General features: G+C 36.3%; 13 protein-coding genes. 10 read left to right on the plus strand and 3 right to left on the minus strand.

Going from position 1 to position 12,681, the window contains the following annotated elements:
* Positions 1-211 precede the first annotated feature (211 nt).
* The 4 genes from FRZ67_RS22420 (at position 212) to FRZ67_RS22435 (ending at position 2,966) form a co-directional block, all read left to right on the plus strand.
* On the plus strand, positions 212-739 hold the full coding sequence (locus tag FRZ67_RS22420) for a YfiT family bacillithiol transferase (protein WP_147192793.1): 528 nt from the start codon (positions 212-214) through the stop codon (positions 737-739).
* Positions 740-838: 99 nt separating this feature from the next.
* Positions 839-1,402: an NUDIX hydrolase gene (locus tag FRZ67_RS22425; protein WP_147192794.1), complete on the plus strand. Its 564-nt coding sequence runs from the start codon at positions 839-841 to the stop codon at positions 1,400-1,402.
* Positions 1,403-1,530: 128 nt separating this feature from the next.
* Positions 1,531-2,238, plus strand: coding sequence for a glycosyltransferase (locus FRZ67_RS22430; RefSeq protein WP_147192795.1), 708 nt, complete (start codon positions 1,531-1,533; stop codon positions 2,236-2,238).
* 2 nt (positions 2,239-2,240) lie between these two features.
* The gene (locus tag FRZ67_RS22435; RefSeq protein WP_158638432.1) at positions 2,241-2,966 is read left to right on the plus strand and encodes a class I SAM-dependent methyltransferase; all 726 of its coding nucleotides are present in this window, start codon (positions 2,241-2,243) and stop codon (positions 2,964-2,966) included.
* Here the strand turns inward: FRZ67_RS22435 and FRZ67_RS22440 are convergent, their stop codons facing one another.
* Entirely contained in the window at positions 2,967-4,334 is a 1,368-nt protein-coding gene (locus FRZ67_RS22440) for a DUF6056 family protein (RefSeq protein ID WP_147192797.1), read from the minus strand.
* 252 nt (positions 4,335-4,586) lie between these two features.
* Here FRZ67_RS22440 and FRZ67_RS22445 point away from each other — a divergent pair, with 252 nt between their 5' ends.
* The 4 genes from FRZ67_RS22445 (at position 4,587) to FRZ67_RS22460 (ending at position 8,248) form a co-directional block, all read left to right on the plus strand.
* Positions 4,587-5,366, plus strand: a complete 780-nt coding sequence (locus FRZ67_RS22445) for a hypothetical protein (protein WP_147192798.1) — start codon at positions 4,587-4,589, stop codon at positions 5,364-5,366.
* 165 nt (positions 5,367-5,531) lie between these two features.
* Positions 5,532-7,118 (plus strand): peptide chain release factor 3, encoded by a 1,587-nt coding sequence (locus FRZ67_RS22450; protein WP_147192799.1) that lies wholly within the window; start codon positions 5,532-5,534, stop codon positions 7,116-7,118.
* An 87-nt stretch (positions 7,119-7,205) separates the two neighbouring features.
* Positions 7,206-7,727 carry a GNAT family N-acetyltransferase gene (locus FRZ67_RS22455; RefSeq protein ID WP_147192800.1) on the plus strand — a complete coding sequence of 174 codons (522 nt, stop codon included), beginning with the start codon at positions 7,206-7,208 and terminating at the stop codon, positions 7,725-7,727.
* 8 nt (positions 7,728-7,735) lie between these two features.
* Positions 7,736-8,248 carry a GNAT family N-acetyltransferase gene (locus FRZ67_RS22460; protein WP_147192801.1) on the plus strand — a complete coding sequence of 171 codons (513 nt, stop codon included), beginning with the start codon at positions 7,736-7,738 and terminating at the stop codon, positions 8,246-8,248.
* Positions 8,249-8,250: 2 nt separating this feature from the next.
* On the opposite strand, the gene FRZ67_RS22465 is transcribed toward FRZ67_RS22460, so the two are convergent.
* A complete protein-coding gene (locus FRZ67_RS22465; protein WP_147192802.1) occupies positions 8,251-9,057 on the minus strand; it encodes a hypothetical protein in 807 nt (268 codons plus the stop codon).
* Positions 9,058-9,105: 48 nt separating this feature from the next.
* Entirely contained in the window at positions 9,106-10,452 is a 1,347-nt protein-coding gene (gene purB, locus FRZ67_RS22470; RefSeq protein ID WP_147192803.1) for an adenylosuccinate lyase, read from the minus strand.
* A gap of 282 nt (positions 10,453-10,734) precedes the next feature.
* Between purB and FRZ67_RS22475 the strand changes: the two genes are divergently transcribed.
* Together FRZ67_RS22475 and hisG are read left to right on the plus strand one after the other, a co-directional pair.
* Complete coding sequence (locus tag FRZ67_RS22475) at positions 10,735-11,493, plus strand: menaquinone biosynthetic enzyme MqnA/MqnD family protein (RefSeq protein ID WP_147192804.1); 759 nt, start codon at positions 10,735-10,737, stop codon at positions 11,491-11,493.
* Between the two features lie 294 nt (positions 11,494-11,787).
* Positions 11,788-12,678 (plus strand): ATP phosphoribosyltransferase, encoded by an 891-nt coding sequence (hisG, locus tag FRZ67_RS22480; protein WP_147192805.1) that lies wholly within the window; start codon positions 11,788-11,790, stop codon positions 12,676-12,678.
* The last annotated feature ends 3 nt before the right edge of the window (positions 12,679-12,681 follow it).

The raw sequence follows: 12,681 nt of genomic DNA on the forward strand, positions 1-12,681 counted from the left end.
TGTTGATTAAGCATTCAGCTTCTGTTGCGTCGCACTCTTGTACTGAACTGCAAGACTCAAAATGTGAAAAGGCAAAAGTGAAAAGTGAAGTTGCATAAATGTTTCACATTTCACCTTTCACTTTTTTATAATTGTTCCGAACGTACAAGTGAGTGACGCAACAGGCGATGCCACAAAGAACAAAGGCTTGTAAACAAAAATAAATTTTACCATGACAGAAGATATTCGTTACCCGATTGGGAGTTATGTGCCGCAATCATTTTCGCACAAACAAAAAGAAGCATGGTTGCTTGATATAAAATTTTTACCCGAGGAATTAGAAGTGGCTGTGCAAAACCTTGATGCGCATCAACTGGAAACGCCATACAGAGAAGGGGGATGGACGGTGCATCAACTGGTGCATCATGTAGCGGACAGTCATATGAATGCATACATACGTTTCAGGTTGGGATTAACAGAAGAGAACCCAACGATTCGCCCGTATGAAGAAAAGGAATGGGCAAAACTAAATGATGTAAAGACTTTGCCGATCAATGTTTCATTAACATTGCTGCATGCACTGCATCAACGCTGGTATGCAACGATAAAAGATTTGAGTGAAGATCAATGGGAGCGTACCGTTGTGCATCCTGAACACAAGAAGCAAATGAGTCTCTGGCATTTGCTTGGTATGTATGCGTGGCATGGAAAACATCATGTAAAACATATAATAGGATTGAGAGAAAGAAAAGGGTGGTAGACAAAGAAAAAAAATACAGGAAACAAGAAAACAAGAAGGTATTCAAAAAAAATAATAATAACTTTTAAACTCCCCTTTAGGGGATGGGGGCTAAACTTCATGAGTGATCTAACGTGGAAAACATTATCATCAGAATATTTATTTAAAGAGAACTGGTTTACGGTTAGAAAAGATAAATGTGAAAAGCCAGATGGAAAAATTATTGATTCATATTATGTATTTGAATTTCCTGAATGGGCTACAGGATTTCCTGTAACAGAAGATGGAAAAATAATCCTTGTAAAGCAATACCGTCAGGCGCTTGGCGAAGTGTGTATTGAGATTCCCGGTGGTTGCGTAGATGATACAGATGCTACACCAGAGGATGGTATAAGACGTGAATTACTGGAAGAAACGGGTTATGCTTTTGAAACGGTACATTATCTCGGCCGTACTTCTGCAAATCCTTCTACCAATTCAAACTTGATGCATATGTTTATTGCACTTGGTGGAAGAAAGATACAGGAGCAGGTGCTTGATCATAATGAAGAGATCGAAGTATTTGAAGTTACCATGGATGAATTACTACAATTGCTTGAAGAAAGAAGAATTGTACAATCAATGCATATGACCACGATATTTTATGCATTGCGTTATTTGGATAAATTAAAATATGCACCGTAAATGACAAGGCATACTCTTACTGGTTTTTAAATTTTGGCAAGATATTCTTAACTATAATAAGCTGAAGAAAAAAAGTATTCGAATAATGCTATTTTTACGTAATACAGAAATGACCGAAAAACTATTCTTTGGATAATTATTCATTAAGCATAATCATACCTTCTTATAATGGCGCTGCTTCACTTGCTAAGAACCTGCCATATCTGTATAATTACCTGGCTACGCGCTTTCAATTATTTGAACTCATAATTGTAAATGATGGTGGTAATGATAGTGCTGCCTTAAGCAAAATCAAAAAATTATACAACTGTGCAATATATGATCTTGAAAGAAACTATGGAAAAGGCGCAGCCTTAAGAAAAGGATTCAGTTATGCACAATACGATTACCAGGTTTTTACAGATGCAGATATTCCGTTTACAAATGAATGCATAGAAAGAATAATTAATTCGTTGAGATCAGGAAAGGATATTGCTATTGGTGACCGTAGCCTCAACAATTCTTTTTACAATGAGAAACTACCTGTTCTAAGGAAATTAGGGAGTAATATTATTTCGATGCTTTCTTATTGTTTTATTGAAAAGGAAATAAAAGACACGCAGTGTGGTTTAAAAGGATTTTCAAAAGAAGCGGCTACGCAAACAATGCTGCAAAGCACGTCAAATGGTTTTGCAATAGATTTCGAAATTTTATACCTGGCCAAAAAGAAAAATCTTGAAATTGAAAGAGTGCCGGTGATCAAAAGGAACCAGGATAAAAGCACCGTGCGTATCTTAAACAATGGAATAAAAATGTTGGCAGAGATTTTCAAAGTAATACTAACCACAAAAAATTGATCTTGCGAAAGGGGGATAAGATCCAGATACCAGGCAGCTACCAGCATGACGCATTGTATGAAGGAAATTTTGTGCAACGTTCATGGCACAGGCTTAAATATAAAGAGGCGTTGAAAGTTGCCAAACCTCTAAATGGCGATGTGATATTAGATGTTGGTTGTGGCTCTGGTGTGTTAAGTAATATGCTGGCAGAGCAATATGGCGCAACTGTAACAGGCATTGATGGTAATGTAGAAGCAATAAAATTTTGTAAGGAACAATATCACTTAGAGAACCTTTCTTTCAAATACATGATATTTGAAGATATAGCTACCCACTTTCATGATAATACAATCGATAAAATTTTCTTCCTGGAAACTATTGAGCACATAACAAAAGCACAGGCGGAAAACCTGATGAACATCTTCTATAGAATCTTAAAACCAGGTGGCACGTTAATTATTACCACACCAAATAAATTTAGCTTTTGGCCTCTTACAGAATTTATATTGGATAGATTTAAACTGGTACCCGATCTTGGCGAAGGGCAACATGAGCATATCTATTCATCAAAAGAGTTAAGAGCACTCGTTGTTAGTAGTGGATTTACAAAAATATTCAGCGAGAAGTTGCTTTTATTTGCGCCATGGTTAAGTTTTATGGGCAAAAAATTTACGGATGTTTTGCATCGACTGGAAAGTAATGATCTTTTGCCCGGCTCTTTATTGCTGCATGTTTACAGAAAATAATTATGGAGTGATAACAATTATTTTCCGGTTAAAATATTTATCCAGATGCGCAAGATCATTTTTGGGATCAGGATCTGAAGGGGCTAATGTAAGTGGATGATATTTGAAAGAAGGAATAGTACATGTATCACTTTCGCATGATTCAATTATTGAAAATCTGTTCATTACTTCCGCTTGGTAGCGTTGAATTTCTTTGCTGGCCAATTCTTTTGTAATAAGGGAAAAATTACTGAAATATAACCCTGCGATAAAAAGAACAACACCGATGCGCAATAACAAATCTCTTCTGTTATTTGCCCATCGCAAAAATTTTTCAGGCAAATATTTTAGACTCATCATAAAGAACAGTATAAAAAAAATGATCAGTGTATCTGAGACACGTAATGGCGGAATATGATCTTTTCCAAAATAAACTGCAGGAAAATACATCATCACCAAAAATATAAAAGCTAATGTTAGCCAGCTTTTAAGCCCCGGCATAAAGGATAACTGTTTTTTTATAATGTCAGTGTAAGATGCCGCAACTGTAATTGATAACAGCATAGCCCCCCATGCAAAGGGGCTTTTTAGTGTCTTTAAAAGATAATAGCCAATACCAAGACACGTATTTAAGAGTGCAGCGAAAAAATTCCTGTTTTCATCGGCATATTCTACAGCCTTGTGTTGGTTGCCCGGGCAGAAAATAATTAAAAGCGCTCCCAAAAATGCAGCTCCAAAAAGTGATAATAAAAAAAGATGAGTCTTTTTCTTTACAATAATTTGATAAGCATTTATAAAAAATAAAAATCCTATCCATCCTAATGCGATGCATTCATTAATGCCCATCAGCAGGAAGGATAGTATACTATATGCAATAATGATTTTTTTTGAAAGGATATTTCCCTGGGGTTCTTTGAAAAAAATAAACAGTACTCTTAGCAATAATAAAAACAAAATTATTCCTGTATGATAATTCATCATGCCAGACATCCAAAAAAGCCCTTCGCGAATATCAGGCATCAATAAAAAATATGATGCGGTAATTGCACCGCTTAATAAAACAGCACTCTTCTTATTGATGCTCATAGTTGTAATGAGCAGTGCACTTAATGTTAACCATAATGTGCTTATGCAAAACAACGGGGCAATAATAAAACCTTCAAAATTTTTATACACAAGCGGGTCAGCATAACTCATAATAAAATTTGTTACGTATCTCCCCGACAATGTTCTGTACCATTCTGCTACAGCTCCAATTTTTCCATGATCCTTCACCATATTGGCATACCAAAAATCGTCCCCATATGGAATATTGTAAAAAGATGCGACAATAAAAGGTGATAATAATAGTAGAATGAAGGCTAAATAAATGTTTAAATTTTTATTCATTGATACCCGAATAGGCCATAAAATAAATCATTTTTATGATACTGATAGTTTTCAATTGTGCGGGATAGGAGTGTTATTTTAGTTTTTGTTACTGAACTGAATTGCTACTATCACCGTCTGTTGTGTCACTCACTTGTACTTTCGGAAAGTCTTTTCGGCAAACCACATCATAAAAAATATCTATTAACAAATAGATATTCAAATGCTATTCCGTATTTTGTATTTCTTTAATCTAAACCTAAATGCTGTCAAATGAAAAATTTCCAGGTCTCCCTCATATTGTTTTTTCTTGTTGCATTATTTTCCTGTAAAAAAGAAGCGATCAACTCAAGTCAGCAATCTGCTACAAATTCAAATGAATTAGCCACAGTCGCTTCGGACTCAAAATGGCAAGGTGCATTTCTTTCCTATAATGGCAATCCTATGTCCCGTGTTATAAAAGATAAATTTTTTATAAAGAACGGTTATGCACGTATTTACGATAGTTCCATAAAAATAAGCCCATTTAATCTTTATCATACACAATTCAGGCTTGTTATACCATTATCTATAAGAATAAAGGGCGATAGCCTGAATTTTGAAATTGGTTTAAAAAACCCAATTAACGGCTCCCCGTTTGCTGCAACTGTTGGTCGTGAAATTGATGTTTATATTAAGGGAGAAACTAATGATGCATTTATTGCAAATACATCCACCAGCGATGTAAGCCCAGGCTCGCAGGAATATGCATTAATGCGTGTAGGGAGAACTTTAATAAATAATGTAGCTGAACTTCAGTACAACTACGAAGATTATAACACTTTTATTTTGCAGACTTTCAATCATGGTTTGGTGGCTTATCGAAATGATACATATGTAAAAGGACTGGCTTATTATAATGAGCCTCTTATTGGAAGGTTGAAAGAGATCGGCATTATATTCCAGGGTTCCGGGTTTATAGATTATATAAAATTGTATAACAGTGCAAATTCCAAATTACTGATGTCTGAAGATTTTAATACAGATGGGCAAAGCACCATAACCTGGTATTAAATTATTTCATTGAAATCTACTATTCTTGTTACTATTTCGTGCGTAAAAACTTTTTCTTAGAGCTCATTTATTTCTAACAGTTGAAGTGAGTGACACAACAGGCGATGCCATAAAAAACTGTTGCTGGCTGCATAAAAATCCAAATCCTTACTTTTGCGCCCTGTTATGAAATACGAAAAAGAGATCAGTCGCCGCAAGACATTTGCTATCATTTCCCACCCGGATGCCGGTAAGACCACGCTTACTGAGAAATTTCTGTTGTTTGGTGGCGCCATTCAAACAGCTGGTGCAGTGAAAAGCAACAAGATAAAGAAGCATGCAACGAGCGATTTTATGGATATTGAAAGGCAGCGTGGAATTTCTGTTGCTACGAGTGTGATGACGTTTGAATACAAAGATTTTTTGATCAACCTTTTGGATACGCCAGGCCACAAAGATTTTGCGGAAGATACTTACAGAACATTGACTGCTGTTGATAGTGTGGTGCTTGTTATTGACAGTGTAAATGGTGTGGAACCGCAAACACGCCGGTTAATGGAAGTTTGTCGGATGCGTAATACGCCTGTAATTGTTTTCATAAACAAAATGGATCGTGATGGTAAGAATCGCTTCGACCTATTAGAAGAGATAGAAAAAGAATTGAAAATTTCTTTGCACCCGATGACTTGGCCCATCAACAGTGGTAAAGAATTTAAAGGTGTGTATAATTTGCATGATAAAAGCTTGCGTTTGTTTACGGCAAGCACCAAAGCCGATGATGAAAATGTAATTTCTATCAGCAATCTTTCCGATAAATTACTTGATGCAAAAGTTGGCGATCGCGATGCAGAGCAATTGCGTGAAGATGTGGAGCTAATCGATGGTGTTTATGGCGAATTAACTGTTGATGATTATTTAAGCGGAAAAATAGCACCGGTTTTCTTTGGTAGCGCTGTAAATAATTTTGGCGTAAAAGAAATGCTCGACACTTTTATTCGCATTGCACCAACACCCAGAGATCGTGAAACAAGTAGAAGAGAAATTGCAGCGGGTGAAGACAAATTCAGCGGTTTCGTTTTTAAGATACATGCCAACTTAGATCCTAAACACCGCGACAGGATTGCGTTCCTGCGTGTGTGCAGCGGAAAGTTTGAGCGAAACAAATATTATCATCATGTTCGTCTCGATAAAGATTTTCGTTTCAGCAATCCTTATACATTTTTGGCACGCACAAAAGATGTAATTGAAGATGCATTTCCCGGTGATGTTGTAGGTTTGTTTGATACGGGCAACTTTAAAATTGGTGATACACTCACAGAAGGTGAAGATTTTTATTTTACAGGTATTCCATCTTTCTCGCCTGAAATATTTAAAGAGCTGGTTAATAAAGATCCAATGAAAACAAAGCAATTGGAGAAAGGTATCCGGCAGTTAACAGATGAAGGCGTTGCACAGTTGTTCACACAATTTGGCGGCACGAAAAAGATTATTGGTTGTGTAGGTGAACTTCAGTTCGAAGTTATTCAATATCGCTTGTTGCACGAATACAGTGCCGCATGCGAATTCAGAACGTTGCCTTTTTACAAAGCTTGCTGGCTTACAAGCAATGATGAGAAAAAGCTTGAAGATTTTTTGCGTTTTAAACAAAGTAACTCCGGAGAAGATAAAGATGGTCACCCGGTTTATCTTGCGCAAAGCGAATGGTTTTTAAATACAGAGATTCAAAACAATCCTGATATACAGTTTCATTTTACAAGTGAGATACATAAGTAATTTTTTAGTGTGTTATGAGCCTTGCTTTTGAATAAATATTTGGCTTTCGTTGCGTCGCACTCTTGTACGTTTAGTACCCTATTGAACATGAATATACGATTGCAAAAAATTGCTGTTACCGATGCTGCATTCTTAAGTGAGATAGCAATAAAGGCTTATTCAGACCATTATCTTCACTTATGGCATGACAATGCAGAATGGTACATTAAGGAAAGTTTTTCAGTTGGCAACCTTGAAAAAGAGCTGGCAGATATAAACGCTCTCTTTTATATTATTTATTCCAATGAAGAACCTGTGGGTTTTCTGAAATTAAATATCGATGCGGCTTTTGAGAACTATACATCTAAAAAAGCGTTGGAATTAGAAAGAATTTACCTAAGAAAAAATGCATCACAAAAAGGAATTGGTGAATTTGTAATGAAGTTTGTATTCGATCTAGCTATTTCAAAAAACAAAACAATCGTTTGGTTAAAAGTTATGGATAGCAGCACAGGGCCGATAAGCTTTTACAAAAAACATGGCTTTGAAATTTGTGGAAGTTTGCAGCTTGATTTTCCTGTTATGAAAGAAGAAGTGCGTGGCATGTATATTATGAAGAAGATTTTATAAATTTCCATATGCTTATTTTCGAAACCCCCAGGTTAATTGTTCGTCAATACACCATTGATGATGCAGATAATTTCTTCTCATTAAATGGAGATGAAGAAGTAATGCGTCATATAAGGAAGACGATGAATAAAGAAGATTCTGATAAATTCCTGCAACAGAATATTGAGTTTTATATTGCCAATCCTAAACTTGGCCGCTGGGCGGTGGAGGAAAAGGCAACTAAAAAATTTGTTGGTTCATTTGCGTTAATTCCCCTGCCATTTGAAGATGAGAAAGATAAACTACAGTTGGGTTATTCTTTATTACCTGCAGAATGGGGTAAAGGTTATGCAACTGAATTAACTGCAATTGGCAGAGATTATTTTTTTGATAATCATATGTTTGATGAATTGCATGGCATAACAACCATTGCGAATGTTCCTTCGCAAAAAGTGTTACTCAAATGCGGCTTTTCCGAAAATGGCACAAAACAGGAAGGGGAGGAGTTACTTCAAAGATTTATAAGAATGCGAAACAGGTAATATTATTTCCTGTATAATTTCCTCAGGTATTCAACCTTGAATCCAAGTTCTTCAAATTGCTTGTAAATAACAGTATCTCTTTCTGCAGAAGGCTTTTCAATATCAGCCATTAAATATTCAACTCCATTATCAATGCAATATTTCTGCAGGTGTTCGAATAATATTCTGTCCGGCACAAGATCATTTGTCATAACAATGGGAACTGGCGTATCAATGCCTGTCCATGCAAGATTGTTCTTTCCAATATACATAGATCTACACGCAACGATTGCATCATTTTCATATGCCAGAAAATGCGTCCACCCTTTTACATTCCACAAACTTCTTAGCCAATCATGGGCAGGATATTTGTAGATATCCAATACAAATTTTTCCCATGTTGAGGCAGTACTTTCATCAACTAACCGAACGGTAATATTTCTTTCTGTATGTAATGGTTTTACAGGTTGTTTTTCCCAAATGATCCTTTCCCAGCCACCCTTTACAACATATCCCATTTCTTCAAAAATAGAAGGTGCATTAGCCGGTTGCATTTGTTCAAAATAATGGATCATGTAAGTTGACTGGTTAGCTTTCTTATAAACAGCTTCTACCTGTTGCAATATTTCTTTCGTAATAGGTTCACTTAACCCCAAACCCATGATCATATTAAAATGTACAACAGGATGTTTACCAAAGACCAGGCAAATACCACCACCAACTTTTACATAATACATATTCATCTGCTCTTTAAATTCGGCAGATGCAGCATCAAACATGTTTTCCCATGCTTCTATTTCTATGGCTTCTATTTGAAGTGGAGTAAGCATACAAACAACTTTTCACAATACTTACGAAGACTAAGTACAGTTTTAATTTTAATATGCAGGATTTATACCTGTATAATTATGCGGCGTAATACTTTTCAATTCCTTCTTTATCTCAGCGTTAACTTTTAATGATGCAATAAAATTATGTATATCTGCTTTTGTAATTGAAGTTTTGCCTCTTGTTAAATCTTTCAATGCTTCATATGGATTCGGATAATTTTCTCTTCTCAAAATTGTTTGAATAGCTTCAGCAACAACCGCCCAGTTATTTTCAAGATCTTCTTTCAGTTTCGCTTCATTTAATACTAATTTTTCCAAACCCTTTTCCAAGGATTTAATAGCGATCAATGTATGCGCAACAGGCACACCAAGATTTCTTAACACTGTTGAATCCGTAAGATCTCTTTGCAGTCTTGAAACGGGCAATTTGCCTGAAATATGCTCCAGCATGGCGTTTGCAACACCAAAGTTGCCTTCCGCATTTTCAAAATCGATTGGATTTACTTTATGCGGCATAGCACTTGAACCAACTTCGCCTTTTTTTACTTTTTGTTTGAAGTAATCCATGCTGATGTACGTCCAGATATCCCTGCACAGATCGATCAGTATATTATTAATTCGTTTGATCGTATCAAAATGCGCAGCAAGATTATCATAATGCTCTATTTGTGTGGTGAATTGCATGCGTTGCAAGCCCAATACATTTTCAACAAATTCATTGCCTAATGTTATCCAGTCTTTTTTTGGAAATGCAATTTTATGTGCGTTGAAATTTCCTGTTGCTCCACCAAATTTTGCTGCATAAGGAATGTATGAAAACAACTGCACCTGGTTTTCCAAACGCTCTACATATACCATTACCTCTTTACCAAGTTTAGTTGGAGAAGCAGGCTGACCGTGCGTTCTGGCTAACATTGAAATATCTTTCCACTTTGATGCAAGCTGAAATAAATTGTTTTGCAAATTGATAAGCATTGGCAAATAATCATGCTCCATGCAATTTTTCCAACTCAACGGAATTGATGTATTATTAATATCCTGAGATGTTAACCCAAAATGAATCCACTCTTTTGCATCTGCTGCACCGGCTTTATCCAATTGTTGTTTTAAAAAATATTCAACCGCTTTTACATCATGATTCGTGATGCGTTCAATATCTTTTATTTGCTGCGCATCATCCAAAGAAAAATCTTCCGCAACCTTGCGCAATTGCAAACGTGCCTTTGCATTGAGTTTGAAAAATTTCTTATCAGCAAGAAAAAGAAAATATTCAATCTCCACGATCACACGATATTTCATCAAAGCATATTCAGAAAAATATTCATCAAGATGCGCAACCTGTTTGCGGTAGCGTCCGTCAACAGGCGAGATAGCAGTAAGATTAGTAAGCTCCATCAATTGTTATTTATATGTTGCGGGGTTTATATGATTTATTTATGTACTTAGCTACAGTGCTGCTATGATACTTCTGTTGTGTCACTCACTTGTACGTTGAGAACATTAGTGAACAATAAACAATGAATAATGAACAATCAAATCAAAGACTATTTGCCTATTGCCTCTTTGCCTTGTTGCCTTTCTTCCTGCAGTACAAGAGTGCGAGGCAAGGGGCGATGCCATTAACACTTCAGCCGGGTTCATAAAAATCCCTTTAATTTTGCCGCAAAAATAGATTAATTGAAGAAGATTAAAGTAGGTGCGGTAAGTTATTTGAATACAAAGCCTTTATTGTACGGGATCAGGCGAAGTGCCGAACTGATGGAAATGATTGAACTGGTGGAAGATTACCCCGCAAAGATTGCTGGTATGCTGGTTGATGGAACGATTGATGTGGGACTGGCGCCTGTTGCTGTGATTCCCAGATTGGATGAATGGCATATTGTAAGCGATTATTGCATTGGCGCAAATGCTGATGTGGCAAGTGTTTGCCTCTTCAGCGAAGTGCCGGTTGATAAGATCGAAAAAGTATTACTCGATTATCAAAGCAGAACTTCCGTGAATTTGTGTAAAGTGCTGTTAAAGCATTATTGGAAGATCAACCCCGTGATTGAGGAAGCAAAAGAAAATTACATCAGCGAAATAAAAGGTGCGACTGCCGGCGTTGTTATTGGCGACAGGGCTTTGAATCAACGCAAAGTTTCTCCATATATTTATGATCTTGCAGGATCATGGAAAGCTATGACTGGCCTGCCTTTTGTGTTTGCAACATGGATCGCTAACAAGGAATTGCCGCCGGCATTTATTGCTTTATTTAACAAAGCAAACGGGCTTGGATTAATGCATCTTGATGAAGTGATTGCTGAAAATCCTTATCCTGTTTATGACCTCAAAACATACTATACAACTAACATTAGTTATGAATTGAATGAGCAAAAACTTAAGGGAATGAATAAGTTCCTGGAATATCTCAAGGTAGCTATGCCGGTTATTTTGTAGAGATGTTCGAATGAAACGTGAGAAGTGTTGAAGATTCTTAAATTTTATTTTAGTTGTAATAAAATTTGTTCAATTGAAATACTGCCTTATTTTTGCGCAGCAATTTAAAAAATGAATTTACATCTGCACATACATCATCATCATTTCTTGCCTGCAAGGTAAGCCGGTGTTGTTTGTGTTTACAAATCATAAAACATTGATGGGCTTACTGAATAGTAAGCCCATTTTTATTTGCCCCAACCCTGAAGGGGGTAAAAAAACTTCGGGAATTACTTTTAACAGTTTTAGTTTTTTATGAACAAAAATAATAACACCCCTTCAGGGGATGGGGGCAAACTAAAAATCGCTATACAGAAATCAGGAAGATTGCATGATGATTCTATCAAACTGCTGAAAGAATGTGGTATTGATATCAGTAATGGTGTAAACAAACTTAAAAGCGAAGCAAGCAATTTTCCGCTGGAAGTTTATTTTCTCCGTGACGATGATATTCCGCAATATGTGGAAGATGCAGTTGCCGATCTTGGTTTTGTTGGCGAGAATGTAGTGTATGAAAAAGAGAAGCAGGTTGAAGTAGTAGAGAAGCTTGGTTTTGGAAAATGCAGATTATCTATTGCTGTTAGAAGGGGAGAGGAGTATGATAAAATAAGTTCGTTGCAAGGGAAAAAAATCGCAACAAGTTATCCTGTGTTAGTAAAGAAATTTCTTGATGAAAACAACATTACTGCAGAGATTCATGAGATCAGCGGCAGCGTGGAAATAGCACCAGGCATAGGCTTGGCAGATGCTATTTGTGATCTTGTGAGTAGCGGTTCTACTTTATTCATGAATGGTTTGAAAGAGACAGAAACCATTCTTAATTCACAGGCTGTTCTTATTAAGAATAAAAATCTTGACGGGGAAAAACAAAACTTACTTAATAAATTATTGTTTCGTATACAGTCTGTAAAAAAAGCAAAGAACAATAAATATGTTTTATTGAATGCACCGAATGATAATTTAAAGCAGATCATTTCTTTATTGCCGGGTATGAAAAGCCCGACTGTATTGCCCTTGGCAGAAGAAGGCTGGAGCAGCGTGCACAGTGTGATCAGTGAAAATGAATTCTGGGATATCATCGAAAAACTAAAAGCTGCAGGTGCACAAGGCATATTGGTTGTACCTATTGAAAAAATGATCATTTAACAC

The organism is Panacibacter ginsenosidivorans (assembly GCF_007971225.1).
Lineage (GTDB): Bacteria > Bacteroidota > Bacteroidia > Chitinophagales > Chitinophagaceae > Panacibacter > Panacibacter ginsenosidivorans.